Genomic DNA, 20,604 nt, shown 5'->3' with positions numbered 1-20,604 from the left:
TTGAAAAAAGCATTATACCCCCCCCCATAAATTTAAGTTTAAAGTAAATGAAAAAAATATAAATATTAGATTATTGCAAAGTAAGAAAGTTTTTAAGTAGCTTTTTGCCATTTTGACTTAGTATGGCTTCAGGGTGGAATTGAACTCCATAAATATCGTATTTTTTATGTTTTAAAGCCATGATGATATTATCTTCACTATGGGCTAAAATTTCACATTTTTTACCTATATGATTAACATAAAGAGAGTGATATAAACAAATTTTAAAATTTTGTTTAAGATTTTTAAAAAGTGGGTTTGGTTTAAATTTTATAGTTTTTACCTTACCATGAGTTGGTTTTGGAAGTTTAGAAATTTTACCACCAAAAACATGTGCTATACATTGGTGTCCTAGACAAATTCCAAGAATTTTTTTATCTTTTTTAAAATATTTTATAGCTTTTAAACTTAACTTTGATTCTTTTGGAGAATTTGGTCCAGGGGAGATTAGAAGATGGGTAAAATCATATTTTTTAAGCTTTTTTGGATTTTTGAATTTATCGTTTTTAATAATTTTATAAGTAATGTTTAATTCTTTTAAATAAAAGGCTATGGTGTAGGTAAAAGAATCATAATTATCTATAATCAAAACTTTCACAAAAATACCTTTTTTAAGCCTCTTAAAGAATTAATAGCATAAATTTCTTTAGCATTTAAAAGCTCATCTTTAGTGATATCTTTTTCTTTGATGAGCTTGTGTTTTAAGAGTGTTTGTCTATAAATACCATTTAGGCAGTTTTTAGCATAAGGGGTAAAATACTCATCATTTAAATTTATAATAATGTTACTTCTTGAACCCTCACAAAGTATGCCTTTTTCATCAAAAAAAACTATGTCATAGCAAATATTTTCTTTCCATAGATGAGAATTTGCCTCATATAAACTACGCAGAGAAGTTTTATGGTGTGTTAAAAGATTTACTTTTATGATGTCTTTACTTATGAGTAGTTTTTTGCTTGAATTTTCTTGTATATTGCTAAAATCAAACTCATAAAGGCCATTTTTAAAAAGTTTTAATTTAATAGCCTTTGAGCCTTTTTGAGTAAAATTACTTTTTGTAAAAAAATGATGATGATTGAAAACAAAATTGTTAAAATTTTGTAAAGATTTAAAATGGAATTTTTTATCTTTGCTCTCTAGTATATTTTTAAAATCATGTTTTAATCTTTGAGTATCAAAGCCAAAAAAATTAGCTGAGTTTAAAATTCTTGTCAAATGTTCTTTGAAAAATAAAATAGAGTGATTTTTATAATACATTGTTTCAAATAAATAAAAGTTAGGTTTTAAAATTTTACTTTTTAGTTTTAATTCTTCAAATTCATCTTGTTTTTGTGAGTCCCACACAAGTCCGCTTCCCACACCATATCTTAAAAAATCATCATTATTTTTTTTCTCTAAAGTGCGTATGGCTACGCTAAATTTTGCTTTATCTTTATGGATTAAACCTATCGCTCCACAATAAATCCCGCGTTTTCTTTGCTCTAAATTTTCTATGAGTTTAATAGTTTCTATTTTGGGTGCACCTGTGATAGATCCACATGGAAAAAGGGCTTTGAAAATTTTAAAATAATCATTTTTTGGCTTTAATTTCCCACTTATTTTTGAAATGAGTTGGTGTAAGGTAGGGTAGGTTTTAACCTTAAAAAGTTCGCATTTTAAAGAATGTTTTTTGATGAGTTTTGAAATATCATTGCGTAATAAATCAACTATCATTACATTTTCACTAATAGTTTTTTCATCGCATTTTAAAAAGTTTTTTAGACTTTCATCTTCTTTTGGATTATTTGAGCGTTTGATTGTGCCTTTCATGGGTTTTGTGATGATTTTTTTATTTTTGATTTTAAAAAAAAGTTCAGGTGAAAATGAAGCCAATTCTAAAAATTCATTTTTCATATAAGCTTTATAGGGGGTATTTTGCTTAGGATAAAGGCTTAAAAAACTCTCATACACATTAAGATTTGATTGTAAATGTAGTTCTTGAGTAAGATTAACTTGATAACTTTGACCTTTAGCTATGGCTTCTTTGACTTTGTCAAAGTTTTCAAAATACTTTTCTTGGTTTAAATTGGATGAAAAACTTGGATAAAAGTCTAAATTTTTTTCTTCGTTTGTAAAGATTTTTTTTGATTTAAAAGCAAAAAAATATAAAAAAGGCTCTTTGCTTTTATAATTTTTATCTTCTAGATATTTATAGAATTCATATTGAATATAGCCTAAAAAATAATATTGATTTTTATATTTTTCTATGATTTTAAAAGCTTTTTTACTTTCTTTTTGAGTGTGAGCTTTAAGAGTGAAGGCAAGATCATCATAAAGGTATTTTCCAAATATAGCAAATGCCATTTAAAATCTTTGATTTAGAAAAATACAAATAAAGCTAATAATACACATATTTTTGCTCTAAATTGCTAAGTTAAAAAGCTTTTGACGAGATTTTGTATAAGTAAATTCCATCCATCTACCAAAACAAAAATAAGCAATTTAAAAGGCATGGAAATCATAACAGGTGGTAACATCATCATACCCATAGCCATTAGCACTGAGCTTACTACCATATCAATAACTAAAAATGGCAAGAAAAGTAAAAAGCCTATTTCAAAAGCAGTTTTAAGTTCACTTATCATAAAAGCAGGCACTAAAACCGTTAAAGGAACATCATCTATGGTTTTTGGATTTTCTAAATTTCTGATCCTATAAAAAAGTGCTAAGTCTTTTTCTCTGGTATTTTTTAACATGAAATCTTTAAAAGGTTTAACGCCTTTAGCAAAGGCTTCTTCATAGCCTATTTGTTCAGCAATATAGGGTTTTATGCCTTCATTGTATGATTTTGTAGCAACAGGTTCCATAATAAAAAAAGTTAAAATCAAAGCTAGTGTCGCTAAGATAGTATTTGGAGGCATGGTTTGTGTGCCAAGAGCAGTTCTTAGAAAAGAAAAAACTACTATAAGTCTTAAAAATGAAGTCATTACAAAGATGATAGTTGGAGCAAGTGCTAGTATAGTTAAAACTATAATTATATTTAAAGTTGTTACGAGCTGTTGAGGGCTATTTGGGGCACTAAGGCTTAAATTTACAGTTGGTATAGTTGCTTCAGCGCCAAAAAGAGCTAGGCTTGATAAAAATAAAACTAGTAAAACCCTCAAAATATTTCCTTGGTTAAAATTAAAAGCATTATTTTAGCAATTTTACTCTTAAAAATGCAATTTATATGATTGAATTAATGGTTTATTTTTAAAATGCTAGAGTGAAAAACTCTAGCATTTAGGAGTTTCTCAAAAAATATTTTTTTAGAATTTGTATTTAAAACCTACTTGACCACTTACATAAGTTTCATTTTTACCATCTGTTTTACCAGCTAGTATTTGTTTAGCTCCAATACCTGCATTTAGGCTAAATTGCTCGTTAATATCTACATTTCCACCTATGATGATTTGTCCATAAGTTTTTTTCTTATCATTACCTTTGATGATAAAATTTGAATTTGATCCAACAAATCCAGCTACATAATCATCTCCATTATTCATTACATATTGTTCTATTTTTGGAGTGATAAATAAATATGATGTTTCGCTCATATATTTTCTAAATTCAGCACCAAGTTCTAAAGATATGGAATTATTTGTCATACTTTGAACATCTTTTGCAAACATACCACTTTCTTTATAACTTGGAGTGTGTGCGTAGTAGTAATTTATACCAGCAAAAGGCTTGATGAATAATGATGATGAATTTGGATTAAAAATTCTACCGGCATTAGCACTTAAACCAAAGAATTTACTATCAAAATCAGCCTTATTAGAATCATTTAACATTACAACACTTTGATCTGTTGGAGAAATTTGCCCGTAAGCTCTTAGATTAATTTCCCATTGATCGTTTGGATTAATTAAAGAATAAATACCAAATTGATAGTTATCTGATTTTTGTTCCATAACTCCATCTTTGATAGTTGAATCAGCATAAGTAAAGTAAAAACCAAGCAAAGCATTATCATTGATTTTTCTATCAGCACCTAGTGTAAATCCATATAAAGCACCACTATCTCCATCTATGATATTTGCACCACCAAAAACATTACCCCAAAAGCTATTATTAAATGAAGAATTTCCATAATAATTATAAACATCGCTTGCTAGTGCTGCTATATGGGTTGTAGCAAATTTTTCTACTAAAGCTTTATCTTGATAAGGATTTGAAAGTTTTGCTATTCTTGTTCCAATTGCTAGGTCATTTGCTACACCTATAGATGAATTGACAGAAGAATTTTGAGCATTATTTACTATAGCTTTTGCACTTGCTTTTGTATTTGTGGTAAGTGTGTTTAGATTTTTTCCTGTGGTATCTAGAGTGAGTGCTGCGATAGCATCATTGCTAAGTTTAGAATCTAAAATACTATTTAGCATATTTACAGCTAAATTTTTATTTTCTAAGCTAATATCTTTCATATTTTCAACTAAATCACTACCATCAAATTTTCCACCATTATCTTGTATATCTTGGATTTGTTGTTCTAATTTTTTAATTTGTTCTTGCAGTTCTTTTTCTGCTTGTGCTATGGCTTCAAGCATAGCATCATCGCCAATATATCCTGGTTTTTGGTAGGTTCCAAATCCAGAATTTTCTAAATTTTCATTTCTTTTAATATCTTCTTTTATATTATTAAAGCTATCTAAAGCTTCTTTTCTAATATCAATTTCAGATTTTAATATTTTTGATAAATCTCTTACATTTTCATTAGCACCACCGCTAATTAAAAGACTTTTGCCATCATTAGAAACACTAAGTTTATAATCTGTAAATTGAGCCAAATCAGTATCTTCAAAAAATACATTTTTTGGAAGTAAATTACTTGTTTCAAGCATGCTCGTTATATCTTTAGTATATAGTGCCGTTACTATGTTTTTATCTATATCTTGGTTAAAATTGCCTGTAGTTTTTATAGCTACATAGTTGTTTATACCTAAATTTGAAACACTATTTGTGCTTATGCCTATAGCTGAATCTTTTATATTTACATCTCCATCTACAGAGATTAAGCCACCTTTTTTATTTGCATCAAATATACCAATAAAAGAATTGTTTACATTTAAATTTCCTTGTATGCTCATATAGCCATCTTTTTCGCCATATCCATTCCATACATCTAAACTAGGTCTATCAAGTTCTTCGTTGCTTATATTATCATTTGTTATAGGCGAGCTACCATTAAGTGTAACATTTCCTTTTATATTAAAAGCTTTATTTGCTTTTAAAGAAGTTTGATCTTTATTTAAAATAATTTCTTTTGCTTCTAAATTAACACTATATAAATCATATCGTGCTTCATTAGTTGAAGTTTCACCTAGATCTACCCAATCTGAATCAGATCCTATGGTTAAAATACCACTTGTTTTGATATTAATTTCTTTTATTGTCTTTCCAGCCCCATTTATACCTTCTTGGATAGGATATAGTTGGAGTATACTCGGACTTATTTTTAATTCTATATTTTCTTTAGAATCTAAACTCCAAATTCCATCTTTATAGTTAAAAAAATCAGAAAAATTTCCATGATTTATCTCTTGAGCTAAAGCAGCACTGCTTAATAAAGCACTAATGCTAACACCCATTAAAACTTTACTTGTGTAATAAGAAAGTTTCATTTGATTACTCCTTGTAAATTTAAATTGAAAAAAGCATTATACCCCCCCCCATAAATTTAAGTTTAAAGTAAATGAAAATCTGTAAAAAACAAATAACAACTAGTAAGAATTTTTACTTTAGCTTGTTAAAATAAGCAATAATTTTTAAAACAAAGGTAAATTATGAAAATTTCTGTGCTTATTTTGGCTGCTGGACTTGGCACGCGTATGAAATCACAAAATCCAAAAGTGCTTCAAAAAATTTGCTCAAAAGCAATGATTTTACATATTTTAAAACAAGCATATAAAATTAGTGATGATGTATGTGTGGTGCTTTCTCATCAAAAAGAAAAGGTTGAACAAGTTATTTTAGAGTATTTTCCAAATACACGCTTTTTAGAACAAGACTTGCAAAATTTTCCAGGTACTGCAGGGGCTTTAAGGGGTTATGAGAGTAAGCATGAAAAAGTATTGATTTTATGTGGCGATATGCCTTTAGTTAAAGCAGATGATTTAGAAAAAATAGCTTTAAATGAGAGTGATTTTAATGTGGCAGTTTTTGAAGCAAAAGATCCAAAAAGCTATGGAAGAATAGTTTTAAAAGAAAATAAAATTCAAAAAATAGTAGAAACAAAAGATGCAAATAAAGAAGAACTTACTATAAACATTTGCAATAGTGGTGTTTATGCTATAAAAGCACAAATTTTAAAAGAAGTATTGCCTTTGATAAAAAATGATAATAAAGCCAAAGAGTATTATTTAACCGATGCGGTTTATTTAGCAAAAGAAAAGGGCTATGAAATCGATGCGGTGTTTATAAATGAGCAAGATTTTATGGGGGTAAATGATAAAGTAGAGCTTTGTTTAGCTCAAGATCTTATGCAAGAAGCGATTAAAAAAGAATGGATGAAGCAAGGGGTGATTTTTCACATGCCTGCGACGACTTTTATTTCAGATGAAGTTGAGTTTATAGGTGAGTGTGAAGTATATGAAAATGTGCGTATAGAAGGAAAATCAAAAATCATTAATTCTATCATTAAAAGTTCAAGTGTGATTGAAGATAGTATAGTAGAAAATAGCGATGTAGGGCCTTTAGCGCATTTGCGTCCAAAATGTCAGCTTAAAAATACGCATATAGGAAATTTTGTAGAATGTAAAAATGCTTTATTAAATGGAGTTAAAGCAGGGCATTTGAGTTATTTAGGAGATTGTGAAATAGATGAGGGAACTAATATAGGTTGTGGCACCATCACTTGTAATTATGATGGGGTAAAAAAACATAAAACTAAAATAGGTAAAAATGTTTTTGTAGGTTCAGATACGCAATTTATCGCTCCGGTTGAGATAAAAGATGAGGTAATCATCGCAGCAGGAAGCACAGTGTATAAAAATGTAGAAAAAGGTTCTATGTATATTAGTAGAACTAATGCTCAGATTGTGGAAAATTACTATTATAAAAAATTAGGCAAAAAATGAAAACTATCTTACTAGCAGTAAGTGGAAGCATAGCTTTTTATAAAGCTTATGAGCTTATTTCTTTATTAAAAAAAGAAGGTTTTAGGGTTAAAGTTTTGCTAAGTCAGGGAGCTTTAAAATTTGGCACTAAGCTTAGCTTTGAAGCTTTAGCGGATGAAGTTTTATGTGAAGATAATGAAAGTTGGCAAAATACTAATAATCATATAGCTTTTAGTAAGACTTGCGATTGTGTGCTTTTTGCGCCTGCTAGTATAAATTCTATCAATAAATTAAACTATGGTATAGCAGATAATTTATTCATTCAAACTTTAATAGCAGTAGATAAAAATAAACCATTTCTAATCGCACCCGCTGCAAATACAAACATGTATTTACATTTTAGCACTCAAAATTCTTTAAAAAATTTAAAAGAGCAAGGTTATATTATCATTGATCCTATAGTTAAAACTCTAGCTTGTAAAGATGAAGGCTTGGGAGCTTTGGCTGAGCTTGATAGTATTATAAATGCTTTAAAAAGAAGTCTAATGCAAGAAGATTTTTTTAAAGATAAAAGTTTTATTGTAAGCGGTGGCGGGACTAAAGAAAAAATTGATGATGTAAGATGTATTAGTAATTTTTCAAGTGGAAAAATGGCAAAGGCAATTGCTGATGCCTTGTATTTTTTAGGTGCTAAAGTAGTGTTAGTTAGCTCAGTAGAGTTTAAAACACCTTATAAATTAGAAAAATTTGAATCTTCTTTAGAACTAAAAGAAAAATTGCAAAAATACAAAGATTTTGATGCTTTAATTATGGCTGCTGCTGTGAGTGATTTTACTCTTGAGGCTTATAAGGGTAAGATTAAGAAAAATGAGCATTTAAACGGACTTGATTTAAAATTAAAGCTTAATGAGGATATCTTAAAAAATTTAGATTTTAAAGGCAAAAAAATAGGCTTTAAAATGGAATTTGATGAGCAAAATGCTTTAGAAAATGCTAAAAAATCTTTAGTTGGTAAAAATTTAGATATGGTGTGTTTAAATGTCTTAAATGAGCAAATGAACTTTGGAAGTGATGAAAATAGCATTTGTTTTATCACTAAAGATAGCATCTCTCAAAGTTCTAAACAAAGCAAAGAAAAACTTGGTTTTATTTTAGCACAAGAATTAAGGAAACTTTGGTGAATATCATCAACTCAACCTTACCTGTAAGAATGCAAATTTTAGAAAAACGCGCATATAATCGCTATGTATTGCTTTTAAACACTAAAAAGCTTGAAACAAAAAGTTTGATAGAGCTTGAAGTAGGGGAGGAGTATTTAGCTGAAGTTTATGAAGACAAAGGCGTGATTTCTTTTAAAAATCTTTTGAAAAAGCCTAAAATTAGACTTTTTGAAGAAGGTGCTGAACTTATAGAAAAGCTTTTACAAGAAGGTGATGAAAAAGCTTGGTATAAAAAATTCATTATCCAAAGACTTATGGAAAGCAAAAGCGCATATGAGTTTGAAATTTATAAGGAAATGTTTTTTGCGTTTTTTGAAGGAATTTACCATATACCTTTTGTTTATGAGGGAAATAGAGCTTTGTTTGAAGCTAAGAAAAATGGAAATATTTTAGAGGTATATTTGTATTTTGAAATTTTTGGTGCTTTAAAAATTATAATTGATAATGGTAAAATCATACGCATACAAACACCTTTTGCCAAAGTAGCACATTTTTTAAACGAGTATTTTAAATTTGAAGTAGTTAATACGCTCAATCCTATGTTTGTTTTTAAAAGATTGATGGATATAAAGGGATAGAATGAATGAGTTAAAGCATCTTGCTGTAGTAATGGATGGCAATAGAAGATGGGCTAGAAAAAATGGACTTTTGGAAAAAATTGGCTATAGTCAAGGTGCTAAAGTTGTTGAAAAAATTATAGAAGTATGTATAGATGAAAAAATTCAAAATCTAACCCTTTATGCTTTTAGTACAGAAAATTGGCAAAGACCAAAAGAAGAAGTGGAGTTTCTTTTTAAGCTGTTAAATAAATATCTTGATGAATCTTTAAATAAATTTATAGCTAATGAAGTGCGTTTTAAAGCCATAGGAAATTTAAGTCTTTTAGATGAATTAACCTTAAAAAAAATACAAAATTTTCAAGAACAAACTAAAAATTACACAAAATTATGCGTAAATTTAGCTATTTCTTACGGAGGCAAGGATGAAATAGTTAGAGCGGTTAAAAAGGTGATTGAAAAAAATCTTGAAATTAATGAAGTAAATATACAAGCAAATCTTGACTTAAGTGAAGATGTGGATTTGTTTTTAAGGGTAGGGAGCGCTAAAAGAATTTCAAATTTTTTATTATGGCAATCAAGTTATGCAGAAATTTATTTTAGTCAAACCTTATTTCCTGCACTTACTAAAAAAGAAATCACAAATATCATTACTGAGTTTAAAAAACGCAAAAGAACCTTTGGTAAATGATATTTTTCTTTTTATTATTAGGACTTTGCGTGGGTTCTTTTGTCAATGTTTTGATTTTAAGAACGATTAATAAAGAAAGCATAATAAGTCCAAGATCAAAATGTCCTAAGTGTTTTAAAACTTTGAAATTTTATCATCTTTTTCCTTTGTTATCTTTTGTATTTTTAAAAGGCAAATGTGCTTTTTGTAAGGAAAGAATTTCTTTGATTTATCCTTTTAATGAATTTATTTGTGCGTGTTTGTTTGTCTTTGCTTTTTATTTAATTGAAGATGTTTTTCAAATTTTAATTTTTGCTTGTATGCTAGCTGTATTATTAGCACTTTCTTGGATGGATTATTATCTAAAAGCAGTGAGTGAGCTTTGGCTTTGGATTTTATTTATTTTAGCTTTTTGTTTTGATTTTTTGCAAAATGGTTTAAATTTAGAGGATTTTCAAGATAGCTTTTTATTTAGAGTGTGTTTTGGAGCGGGGTTAATTTTTATACTAAAAAGTGTGATTAATTTTATTAAAAATTTTAAAAAAAGAGATGAAATTTTAGAAAGTTTAGGGGAAGGTGATGTTATAATAATAGCTTTGATTTTTGGAATTTTTGGCTATGAAAAAGGCTTTTTGATTTTATTTATTGCAAGTTTTTTAAGTCTTTTGATGTTTATAAAAATAGCCAAGAAAGATTATCAAATGCCTATGATTCCTTTTTTATTTTGTGGAATTTTGATTAATCTAAGTGTAGAAAGTATATTATGAAACTAGTTTATAAGTATTTGCTTAATCAGTTTTTAAGTACAATGTTATCTTTATTTTTTACTTTATTTATTATTGTTTCGATTATTTTTTTTATACAACTTGCTAAAATTACTGCTTATATTGAAATTACTTTTTTTGAGTTAATCAAATTATATATTTTTCTTTTACCAAAGATATTGATTTTTACTCTACCCATATCTTTTTTCATAGCTTTGACTTTGGCCTTTTATAGACTTTCTAGGGAAAATGAAAGCACAGTGTTATTTGCTTTGAGTATAGCTCCAAGCATGATAGCAAGTTTTTTTGCAAAAATTGCAGCTTTAGTAAGTACTTTTATGCTTGTGGTGGTTTTGGTTTTTATACCTATATCTTTTGAACTTTTTGATAATTTTGTAGATTATAAAAAAATTAGTGCTAAAGTAAGTATAAAAACAGGGGAATTTGGACAAAGATATGGAGAATGGCTTGTTTTTATCGATGCCAAAAATTCTGATGAAACTTATAAAAATATCATAATGTATCATCCAAAGAAAAACCCACAAGATAAAGAACAAGTGATTTTAGCCAAAGAAGGAAAGTTAGAAACAAATGATGGTGTTATTACTTTTAAACTAGACGAAGGAAAAGCTTATGAGATTAAAGAAGAAGATTGGCATATTTCTAGTTTTAAAAATTTATTAATTAAAAGCAAACTTTCTTCTAAAGAATTAAATACTCAAAGTTTTTATGGGTATTGGTCTGATGTAACAAGCAATAAAGAAAAAGCAAAAGAATTTGTTATTTATATTCTTATAGCTTTATTTCCTTTAGCTAGCGTGCTTTTTGCACTCTCTTTTGGTATAGTAACTTATCGTTATGAAAAAGGTTTTGCTTATTTTGGAATTTTTGTGATTATTTTTGCTTATTTTACGCTTTTGATTAGTTTTTATAATCCTCCTTTTGTAGCTATTGCTGTGATTTTTTCAAGCTTTTTAATTACTTCTTTGTTTTATTTTAAAGCAAAAATTGCAAGTAAGTATTAATGCTTTTAAAATTAACTTTTTCTTATGATGGTTCTAAATTTCAAGGTTCAGCCACCCAGCCACATAAGCTTAGTGTTCAAGATACCTTAGCGCAGGCCTTGTCGCATTTGGGTATTTATGAAAAGCCTTTATTTGCTTCAAGAACTGATAAAGGTGTGCATGCATTTAATGCAGTCGCTTGCGTAAAAGCGGGAGAACATTTTAAAGATTTTGTATATTTAAAAAATAAAATTAATCATTTTGCACACCCATTTATACATATAAAGCATATCCAAAGAATGCAAGAAAATTTCCAAGTGCGTTTTGATGTGCAAAAAAGAGCATATCGCTATATTATAAGTCATGGAAAATATAATCCCTTTTTAGCCTCATATGTGTATTTTTATCCAAAAATAAATATTAAATTAGCCAAGGAAATTGCTTTTTTATTTGAAGGAGAGCATAATTTTAAACTCTTTCAAAAAGAAGGCTCTGATAATAAAACAAGTATAAGAAAAATGTATAAAACTAGAGTTTATGCTTATAAAAATTACACTGTGTTTTATTTTGAAGCAAATGGTTTTTTAAGATCTCAAATTAGAATGATGATGGCAAGTATTTTAAAAGTATTAGAAGGAAAAATGAGCAAAAATGAGCTTTTAGATCAAATCAATGCCAAAAAAGCTCATTGTAGATTTTTAGCTCCTGCTAGTGGTTTGTATTTGAGTAAGATTTCTTATTATAATAATGCATGATTTTTTTATGTATAAAAAATGAAAAAAGAATGATCAAGGTCCCTATGCAAAAAGGTAGTAGCTCTACATCTACTCCAAAAATACTCATATTGATAAAAATACTTATAGGTATAATAGCATTATTCATCAAAGCTAAAACCCCGTTATCTACTTCAGTGGAGCCTTTGTTCCATAAAAAATATCCAAATCCTGAAGCAATAGTCCCAAGATAAATCAAAGCTATCCAAGAACTTAAATTGGATGGTAAATTATTATAATCTCCAAAAAATAAAAAAGCAGGTAAGGTTATACTGGTTGCGCCTAAATAAAAATAAGCGAAAGCTTCTTTTTGGTTTAAGTTTGTATTTTTTTCTAATAAAATTTTATAAAAACTTTGTCCAGCGCCAAATACTAAATTAGCTCCTTGAATAAGTAAAAAACCATATAAAAAATTAGAGTTAATATTATCAAATTTAACTACAAAAGCACCTACAATACATATAAAAATACTTATAAAATATAAATATCTAAGATTTTTTGAAAAAAGCCCATAAAAAAGTACAACATAAAAAGGTGTAAAAATCGTAAAAAGTGCCACTTCGCTTACACTTAAATATAAAAAAGAATGATAATAAAATAAATTCATCACACCAAGTTGTAAAGCTCCAATGCTTATGAGTTTTAGTTTTAAATGCAAATTCAGCTTAAAATTTAAAAAAGGTAAAAATACTAATAAAGACAAAAAAACTTTTGCAAATGCAGCAAAAAAACTATCCATTTCTAAGGTTATAAAATGCCCAATTAATGGAAAAGAAAAAGCCCAAATAAAACTTGCTAGTAATAAACTTGGCATTTTAAAGCACACCTTCTAATTTAAGTAAAGCTTCTTTGATAAATAAACCACCATTGTATCCGCCTAAGTGATTTTTAGCTACCACTCTATGACAAGGTATAAAAATTGCAAGTTTGTTTTTAGAATTTGCATTACCTACCGCTCTAAAAGCTTTTGGATGATTGACAAAAGAAGCAATTTCTTGATAGGTTTTAGTTTGTCCATAGGGAATTTTAATTAAAGCTTTATATACTTTTTGCTCAAATTCGCTCCCCTGAAGAGCTAGGGGTGTATTAAAGAAAAAAAGTTTTTTATTAAAATAAAGGTCTAGCTCTTCTAAGGCTTGTTCTAAAATAGTGTGTTTATCTTTGCTAAAATTGGGCTTATATGTTATAAAATCAACATTGATAAGTTTATTTTCATTACTCTGCAAAAGAATATAAGCAAAACTAGCTTTGTAAAAACTTTGATACATTTTTTCCTCATTTTAAAATAATCATTGTATGAATTTTAAATTAATTAATTGTTATTAAAGCAAAAATTTAGTTAAAATAGTGATTTAATTTATATCAAAGGAAAATATTTGAGGATTTTATTATTTAGTTTGATTATAAGTTTAAATGCATTAGCTTTAGATTACACTTGCGGGTATGTCAAAGAAAATAAGATGGATTTTTTTAAAGAGTTTAAACCACAAGTTTCTCAAGATTTTGCTCAAGTAGATTTAAATTGCGATTTTTCTTTAAAAAATAATCAAATTACAAAAAGATTATATGAGCTTGCTAATGAAATTAGAGGAAGTAATAGTGCCTGTATGGGAGGGGAATATTTTAGCGATTTGAGAAAATTTGATTTTAAATTATTAGAAATTGCGCTTGATCCGCAAGTTTATCAAAAAACTTTACAAGATCCTATAATACTTGAAGAAAAATTTGCAAAATTAAAAGCTTATTTTAGATTTTGGGCTTATCAAAGTATAGGAAATTTTAAGCTCTTTAAGGAATTTTGGAAAGAGTATAATAATGCGATTAATCCTTTAACAAAATATTTTCAAAACGAATTTAATCTAGATAAAGCAAGTGCTATTTACTTTGCTAGTAATGCTTTGAATGAATTTTTAAATTGGGCAGTTGGCGAGACTAAAATCTTTAAAGATATTTCGGACTTTGAAAAATTTGTGGCTAATAAAAACAACTCTTTAGAACAAATAAAAGAATATATTTATTCTAAAAAAATTAGCAATTTAGAATTAAATAATGGTTTTAAATCTGCTTTGTTAAACAATAGAGAAAGTCAAATTATAAGTGAGTTTATAAAATTAGGTGTAAAAATAAATGAAGGTTATGAGTCTGCTTTGTTTTTTGCATTAGATAGTGCAGATAATGTCAAGCTTTTATTGGAAAATGGGGCTATTATTGATTATAGAAATTCTTTTGGAAAAACACCTTTGTTTTATGCAGTTGAATACAACAATTATAAGGTTGCAAAAGTTTTATTAGAAAATGGAGCTAATGTAAATCAAAAATACATTAACGATAATGAAAAACTTTCTATTGCTAGTATGGGAAGTAATACGCCATATTTCATTACTTTATGTGCACTTGAGCATACTTCTAAAAATATTTTTATGCATGGAGCAAACTATGCAGATGTAAAAATGCTTAAGTTACTTATAGATTACAAAGCAAATTATAAAGAAATTGATGATTTGGGATTTAACGCTCTTGATTTTGCCATAATTGCAAAAAAAGAACAAAATATTAAATATCTAAAAAAACTTGGTTTAAAGGAAAATGAGAATTTGATGCTATATGAAGAGACACAACCATGAAAACTGCTTTAATAACTGGAGTAAGTTCAGGTTTTGGACTAGAGAGTTTAAAAGCTTTAATAGAACTTGATTATAAAGTTATAGCTATAGCAAGACGCAAAGATAGATTAGAAAAACTACAAGAGCTTTATGGGGATAAAATTTATCCCATAGAACTTGATGTCAGAGATAAACAAGCAGTTTTTGCATCAATTGAAAATTTACCTCAAGATTTTGGCAATATTTCTTTGCTTATTAACAACGCAGGTCTTGCTTTAGGTTTAAATGAATTTGATTCTTTGGATATTGAAGATATTGAAGCCATGGTAGATACTAATATCAAAGGCTTTTTATATGTAGCAAGAGCTGCTTTACCTTTACTTAGAAAAGCAAAAAATGCCCACATAATTAATCTTGGCTCAATTGCAGCTAATGTGCCTTATTATGGAGGTAATGTTTATTGTGGAACTAAGGCTTTTGTGGCACAATTTTCCAAAGCTTTAAGAACGGATTTGCGTGGAAGTAATATAAAAGTAACAAATATCGCTCCAGGGCTTTGTAAAACTGAATTTAGTGAAGTGAGATTTAAAGGTGATATTAAAAAAGCTGATGAGGTTTATGAAAATACTAAATATATCAAAGCTGAAGATATAGCAAAAATTATTACTTTTATCGTTAGCTTACCTGAGCATATTAATATTAACGAAATAGAGCTTATGCCTGTGACTCAAACATGGGCAGGAACTTTTAGCGAAAAAATATAAAAACTTAAGGATAATTATGAAAATTTTTTATTTATTATTAGCTCCTTTGTTGTTATTTGCTGATGCACAAGCAAATGCAGAACTTTTTGGAGCTTGGACGCTTTTACCACCGGTGATAGCTATTATTTTAGCTTTTGTTACTAAAGATGTAGTACTTTCGTTATTTATTGGTGCATTAAGTGGTACTTTTATGTTAGGACTTATTGAAAATAGTATTTACCATGCTATCATTGCTTCTTTTACAGGCTTTATTTCCAAAGTGGTAAATGCCATGGCAAGTCCGGGTAATGCAGGAATTTTATTGCAAGTTTTAACTATAGGTGGTGTTGTAGCTCTTATTACCAAAACAGGGGGGACAAAAGCAGTAGCTCTTTGGCTTTCTACTAAAGCTAAACAAGCAAAAAGCTCACAATTTGCTACTTGGTGCATGGGAATTTTTATTTTCTTTGATGATTATGCCAATTCATTAATCGTAGGTCCTATCATGCGTCCGGTAACAGATAAATTTAGAGTAAGCCGTGAAAAGCTTGCTTTTATAATGGATGCAACTGCAGCACCAATTACCGGTCTTGCTATCATTTCTACTTGGATAGGACTTGAAATTTCTTTAATTCGCAGCGGATATGATCTAATTGATAATGCAACTTTTGCACATTTAGGTGTAGTAAAAGAAGAAATTAACGCTTTTGAAATCTTTGTACAAACCTTACCTTATAGATTTTATAATCTTTTTATGTTGATTTTTGTTGTTTTGACTATTTATACAGGTAGGGAATTTGGACCTATGTTAAAAGCTGAACTTAGAGCTAGAGCAGGTAAATTTTCTCATGGTCATGAACAAATTGATAATATAGAAGATAAGGTCTTAGAGCCAAAAGAGCATGTAAAATTGCAAGCTTCTAATGCTATTATACCTTTAGCTGTCTTGATCGTGTTTTCATTTATAGGTTTTTATTTTAGTGGTTATAATGCCTTAGATGATGTGAGTGTTAAAGCACAAATTGATGCAGCACCGCTTAGTTTATTTGCTTTTAGAGAGACTTTTGGCGCAGCTGATGCTTCAGTTGTATTGTTTCAAGCAGCGCTTTTAGCTACCATAGTAGCTATTATTTTGGGAATGTATAGAAAAATATTTACTTTAAAAGAAGCTATTGCGGTTTGGACTCATGGCTGGAGAACTATGATTATGACTGTGATTATTTTACTTTGTGCATGGTCATTAGCTTCTGTGATTAAAGATTTGGGAACTTCTAAATATTTAATTGACTTATTTTCAGATAAAACACCTCTTTATTTGCTTCCTACAGCAATTTTTATTTTTGCTTCTATTATTTCTTTTTCAACGGGAACTAGTTATGGAACTATGGGTATTTTAATGCCTTTGGCTATTCCTTTAGCTATGGCTGTTGGGGTTCATAATGAATTAAGCGGAGCAGAGTTGCACCAATATATGATTATTAATATTTCAGGGGTTTTAACAGGAGCTATTTTTGGAGATCATTGCTCACCAATTTCTGATACAACTATACTTTCATCTATGGGAAGTAAGTGTGATCTTTTAGCTCATGTTAGTACACAAATGCCTTATGCTTTGAGTGTTTGTGCTATTAGTATACTTTGTGGTTATTTACCGGTAGCATTAGGACTTAATGTATGGCTAGGACTTGTTTTTGGAATCTTAGCTATGATAGCTTTACTTTTTGTGGTTGGCAAAAAGGTAGATGCGTAAATGTATTTTGAAGAAAAAATTGCTTTAAACAAAGCATTGTTTTCTTCTTTATATGATGGAGAAATTCAGTGCTTTAAATCACCTTTAAAAGCTTATAGAACTAGGGCGGAATTTTCTATATATCATCATGAAAATGGGAAAATTTCTTATGCAATGTTTGAAAATAAGAAAAAAATTCCTATTGAAAATTTTGATATAGCAGATGAAAAAATTCAAAAATATATGCCTATTTTATTAAATAATCTAAATGAAAATTTAAAACAAAAGCTTTTTGGAGTAGAGTTTTTAGCTACAAAATTAGATTTAAGTATAACTTTACTTTTCCATAAAAATATAGAGCTAATTGCACAAGATTTACAAGAATTAGCAGAAAAATTAAACCTTAAGCTCATAGCAAGAAGTAGGGGTAAAAAACTTGTATTTAATGGAGAAAATTTAAGACAAATTTTAAACATCAATACAAATGAATTTTTATATGAGTTTAATAATGATTGTTTTATCCAACCCAATACTTTTATTAATGAAAAGATGATCGAATGGGTTGTATCTTGTGTAGAGAGTGATTTTAAGCAAGATTTATTAGAGCTTTATTGTGGTTATGGAAATTTTACTATAGCTTTAGCAAGAAATTTTAAAAAAGTTTTAGCAACTGAAATTTCTAAGAAAAATATTGAGTTTGCTTTAAAAAATTGCGTTTTAAATTCTATTGAAAATATAACTTTTACAAGGCTTTCTAGTGAAGAGTTAAGTCAAGCATTGAAAAAAGAAAGGGAATTTAATCGCTTAAAAGACATAGATTTAGATGGTTTTAAAATATCTCATGTCTTAGTTGATCCTCCAAGAGCAGGACTTGATTTAAGTGTGATTGAACTTATTAAAAATTATGAAAATATCATTTATATATCGTGCAATCCTATCACTTTAAAAGAAAACCTTGAGAAATTATGCAAAACTCATAAAATATCCAAATTTGCATTTTTTGATCAATTTGCAAACACAAATCATCTTGAATGTGGTGTTTATTTGAAAATCAAATAACAATATAAAACATTAATTTTGCACATATTACAATAATTATAGTAAAAATAAATACAATAGGATGAATATATGCATGAAAAGGATTTTGTTTTTTTAAGATTATTTTATAAAAAAGAGAAAATAGTATTAATATAAAAATACAAAAAGCAAAGAATATTTTGCAAATAAATATCCAATTTAATGAATTTAAGTGAAAATGAGCTAAATATAAACCGCTAAGAAATAAAATCAATACAATAGGTGGCATTATTTTAATTGTATTTTTTATATCCAAATTTAATTTTCTTAATAAGAATACATCGGTAAATAAAAATCCTATAAAAAATATAGCACAAAATAAATGTATTATTAGTATATAAGGATAAATATTGATCATGATTACAACCTTTATTGTGATAATTTTTAATATTTTATAATACTTAGTGGTAAAATTTATTGACTTATGTTAAATTATGTTAAGCATTATAAAATAATAATGCAAGTTTTATTAGTATAAATAAAGTCTCTAAAGTCATAGTTTAATCTAAGCTAATTTGAGTTTGTCAATACTACAAATATTTGTAAATTTAAAATATTATAACAAAGTTACAAGCTTTAATTTTTTGATATTTTTTATCTTAAATGCAGAATGTATTTAAGGAAAAAACTTATATAAGTTAGAATTTATGTAATCTTTGTTACTATTAAAATAGTTGATTTAATCAATTAATTTTTACAAAGGATTTCTCATATTTTTTCAAAAAATTACTTATACAAATAGAAAAATACTCTATAAAGTCAATGAAATTTTAAAGCCATTTGGATTGAAATCAAGTGATTGGAGAGTTTTTGTTTATTTAAGCCATCATCAAAATAGCACTTTAGCTCCAATATGTGAATTTTATCAAATGGATAAAGCTATACTTTCTAGAGTTGTTTCCAAACTAGCAAAACTTGAATATATAGAGTTTTTAAAAGCTGATGATAAAAGAGAAAAGATCATTACTTTAAGTGCCAAGGGTAAAGAAATTTTTTTTGATGCAAATGTTTGTATAAGAAAATATGAAAAAGAAATCTTAGATATATTAGATGAACAAGATCAAGAAGTGCTTTTAAAATTACTTGATTATATCAATGAAAAAATTTAAGAAAGGTTTTTTCATGGGTCTTAGTAAGAAATATAATTTATTTAATGTAAATTTTTTCTGTATTTTTGGGATAAATTTTGTTATTTGTCTTGTTTTTTATATGAGTACTATTTCTAGTACAGATTATGTTTTGGGTGTTTTAAATCTTCAAACTAGCACCGCAGGACTTATAATGGGTGCTTTTGTTATAGGTGCTTTGCTTTCTAGACTTTATTTTGGTTCTATTATTGATGGTATTAATATAAAAAAAGTGATTATATTTTCACTTTTATTTTATCTTTTTATTAATTTAATGTATTTGAAATTTTATAATGTGTATTTTTTGGTATTGATACGCTTTTTAGCTGGAGTTTGCTATGGAATTTGTTCTTGTGCTTGTGGGGCAGCTATTGCTAGAATAATACCTAGTAATAAAAGAGGAATTGGTATAGGGTATTATGCTACGAGTGTTGTTTTAACTTCAGCTTTAGGGCCTTTTTTGGCCATAAAACTTGACTCTATCAACTTATTTCAACTAAGCTTTTTAATTGCAAGTGTGAGTATTATCTTTGCATTAGTTTTATCAATTTTTTTAAAAGTAAGAAGATTTAAAAAACATTATCATGTAAAAAGAAAATTTAGTATTTATAATTACTTTGAAAAATCAGTTTTAAATTTGGCTTTGATTACTTTTTTGATCGCATGTCCTTTTGGAGCTATTATAGCTTATATGAGTGCTTATACTCAAAGTTTAAATTTAAGCTTTGCTGGATCTATGTTTTTTGTAATATATGCTGGATTTTCTATAGTTTTTAGACCTCTTGCTGGAAAGGTATTTGATAAACATGGAGCTAATATTATAATAATTTTTTCATTATTTAGTTTTATATTGTGTTTACTTTTACTTGCGTTTGCAAAAAATTTTTATATGATTATTATCGCCGGTATATTTTGTGCACTAGGTTATGCAAATGCTACTTCAAGTGCACAAGCTTTGGCTATCAAACTAGCTCCTAAAGAAAAAATGGGGTTAGCTAATTCTACTTTTTTTCTATCTTTGGATTTTGGCATAGGAGTTAGTCCTTATTTGTTGGGTATTGTTGAACCAAGTATAGGTTTTGCTAATGTCTATGCACTTTGCGCTGTACTTGTTTTGTTTGCTCTTGTTTTATATTATTTATTAATAGTTAAAAAAACTTTTTGTTAATTTTATTTTAGATACAATGCTTTTTAAAAATAAGGAAAAAGCATTGTGTGATAC

The 20,604-nt window shown here is 27.7% G+C and carries 19 protein-coding genes; 13 read left to right on the top strand and 6 right to left on the bottom strand.

Features of this window, described 5'->3' with window-relative positions:
- Window positions 1–70: 70 nt before the first annotated feature.
- The 4 genes from L8W57_RS00535 to L8W57_RS00520 all read right to left on the bottom strand — a co-directional run bounded on the left by L8W57_RS00535 (window position 71) and on the right by L8W57_RS00520 (window position 5,681).
- Window positions 71–637, bottom strand: a complete 567-nt coding sequence (locus tag L8W57_RS00535) for an anthranilate synthase component II (protein WP_133318756.1) — start codon at window positions 635–637, stop codon at window positions 71–73.
- A complete protein-coding gene (locus L8W57_RS00530; protein ID WP_133318757.1) occupies window positions 634–2,382 on the bottom strand; it encodes a bifunctional anthranilate synthase component I family protein/class IV aminotransferase in 1,749 nt (582 codons plus the stop codon). The genes L8W57_RS00535 and L8W57_RS00530 overlap by 4 nt, the downstream gene beginning before the upstream one ends.
- A gap of 65 nt (window positions 2,383–2,447) precedes the next feature.
- Window positions 2,448–3,182, bottom strand: coding sequence for a flagellar type III secretion system pore protein FliP (gene fliP, locus L8W57_RS00525; RefSeq protein ID WP_133318758.1), 735 nt, complete (start codon window positions 3,180–3,182; stop codon window positions 2,448–2,450).
- 144 nt (window positions 3,183–3,326) lie between these two features.
- The gene (locus L8W57_RS00520; RefSeq protein ID WP_263661816.1) at window positions 3,327–5,681 is read right to left on the bottom strand and encodes an autotransporter outer membrane beta-barrel domain-containing protein; all 2,355 of its coding nucleotides are present in this window, start codon (window positions 5,679–5,681) and stop codon (window positions 3,327–3,329) included.
- Window positions 5,682–5,843: 162 nt separating this feature from the next.
- On the opposite strand from L8W57_RS00520, the gene glmU reads away from it, so the two are divergent.
- From glmU to truA, 7 genes are read left to right on the top strand one after another with little or no spacing between them, the layout of a single operon-like run.
- Entirely contained in the window at window positions 5,844–7,136 is a 1,293-nt protein-coding gene (gene glmU, locus L8W57_RS00515) for a bifunctional UDP-N-acetylglucosamine diphosphorylase/glucosamine-1-phosphate N-acetyltransferase GlmU (RefSeq protein WP_133318760.1), read from the top strand.
- On the top strand, window positions 7,133–8,296 hold the full coding sequence (coaBC, locus tag L8W57_RS00510; protein ID WP_133318761.1) for a bifunctional phosphopantothenoylcysteine decarboxylase/phosphopantothenate--cysteine ligase CoaBC: 1,164 nt from the start codon (window positions 7,133–7,135) through the stop codon (window positions 8,294–8,296). Before glmU ends, coaBC begins: the two co-directional genes overlap by 4 nt.
- Entirely contained in the window at window positions 8,293–8,913 is a 621-nt protein-coding gene (locus L8W57_RS00505) for a hypothetical protein (protein ID WP_165955253.1), read from the top strand. The genes coaBC and L8W57_RS00505 overlap by 4 nt, the downstream gene beginning before the upstream one ends.
- Before the next feature lies 1 nt (window position 8,914).
- Window positions 8,915–9,583 (top strand): polyprenyl diphosphate synthase, encoded by a 669-nt coding sequence (gene uppS, locus L8W57_RS00500; protein WP_133318763.1) that lies wholly within the window; start codon window positions 8,915–8,917, stop codon window positions 9,581–9,583.
- Window positions 9,580–10,329: a prepilin peptidase gene (locus tag L8W57_RS00495; RefSeq protein ID WP_133318764.1), complete on the top strand. Its 750-nt coding sequence runs from the start codon at window positions 9,580–9,582 to the stop codon at window positions 10,327–10,329. Before uppS ends, L8W57_RS00495 begins: the two co-directional genes overlap by 4 nt.
- Window positions 10,326–11,351: an LptF/LptG family permease gene (locus tag L8W57_RS00490; RefSeq protein ID WP_263661815.1), complete on the top strand. Its 1,026-nt coding sequence runs from the start codon at window positions 10,326–10,328 to the stop codon at window positions 11,349–11,351. The genes L8W57_RS00495 and L8W57_RS00490 overlap by 4 nt, the downstream gene beginning before the upstream one ends.
- Entirely contained in the window at window positions 11,351–12,085 is a 735-nt protein-coding gene (truA, locus tag L8W57_RS00485) for a tRNA pseudouridine(38-40) synthase TruA (protein WP_133318766.1), read from the top strand. Before L8W57_RS00490 ends, truA begins: the two co-directional genes overlap by 1 nt.
- Here truA and L8W57_RS00480 read toward each other — a convergent pair.
- Window positions 12,039–12,917 (bottom strand): EamA family transporter, encoded by an 879-nt coding sequence (locus L8W57_RS00480; RefSeq protein ID WP_133318767.1) that lies wholly within the window; start codon window positions 12,915–12,917, stop codon window positions 12,039–12,041. The two genes, truA and L8W57_RS00480, sit on opposite strands and share 47 nt — an antisense overlap.
- 1 nt (window position 12,918) lies before the next feature.
- Entirely contained in the window at window positions 12,919–13,371 is a 453-nt protein-coding gene (locus L8W57_RS00475) for a methylated-DNA--[protein]-cysteine S-methyltransferase (protein WP_133318768.1), read from the bottom strand.
- Window positions 13,372–13,479: 108 nt separating this feature from the next.
- On the opposite strand from L8W57_RS00475, the gene L8W57_RS00470 reads away from it, so the two are divergent.
- The 6 genes from L8W57_RS00470 (at window position 13,480) to L8W57_RS00445 (ending at window position 20,550) form a co-directional block, all read left to right on the top strand.
- Window positions 13,480–14,727 (top strand): ankyrin repeat domain-containing protein, encoded by a 1,248-nt coding sequence (locus L8W57_RS00470; RefSeq protein WP_133318769.1) that lies wholly within the window; start codon window positions 13,480–13,482, stop codon window positions 14,725–14,727.
- Window positions 14,724–15,470, top strand: coding sequence for an SDR family NAD(P)-dependent oxidoreductase (locus tag L8W57_RS00465; RefSeq protein WP_133318770.1), 747 nt, complete (start codon window positions 14,724–14,726; stop codon window positions 15,468–15,470). The genes L8W57_RS00470 and L8W57_RS00465 overlap by 4 nt, the downstream gene beginning before the upstream one ends.
- Before the next feature lie 16 nt (window positions 15,471–15,486).
- The gene (locus L8W57_RS00460; RefSeq protein WP_133318771.1) at window positions 15,487–17,199 is read left to right on the top strand and encodes a Na+/H+ antiporter NhaC family protein; all 1,713 of its coding nucleotides are present in this window, start codon (window positions 15,487–15,489) and stop codon (window positions 17,197–17,199) included.
- Window positions 17,200–18,237, top strand: coding sequence for a tRNA (uridine(54)-C5)-methyltransferase TrmA (gene trmA / locus L8W57_RS00455; RefSeq protein ID WP_133318772.1), 1,038 nt, complete (start codon window positions 17,200–17,202; stop codon window positions 18,235–18,237). It abuts the gene before it with no gap.
- Window positions 18,238–19,040: 803 nt separating this feature from the next.
- Window positions 19,041–19,364: a MarR family winged helix-turn-helix transcriptional regulator gene (locus L8W57_RS00450; RefSeq protein WP_133318774.1), complete on the top strand. Its 324-nt coding sequence runs from the start codon at window positions 19,041–19,043 to the stop codon at window positions 19,362–19,364.
- Window positions 19,365–19,377: 13 nt separating this feature from the next.
- On the top strand, window positions 19,378–20,550 hold the full coding sequence (locus L8W57_RS00445; protein ID WP_165955254.1) for an MFS transporter: 1,173 nt from the start codon (window positions 19,378–19,380) through the stop codon (window positions 20,548–20,550).
- Window positions 20,551–20,604 lie beyond the last annotated feature (54 nt).

It is taken from the genome of Campylobacter sp. IFREMER_LSEM_CL1890, assembly GCF_025772045.1.
GTDB classification, from domain to species: Bacteria; Campylobacterota; Campylobacteria; order Campylobacterales; family Campylobacteraceae; genus Campylobacter_D; species Campylobacter_D lari_D.
This window is presented reverse-complemented; position numbering and strand designations above follow the sequence as displayed.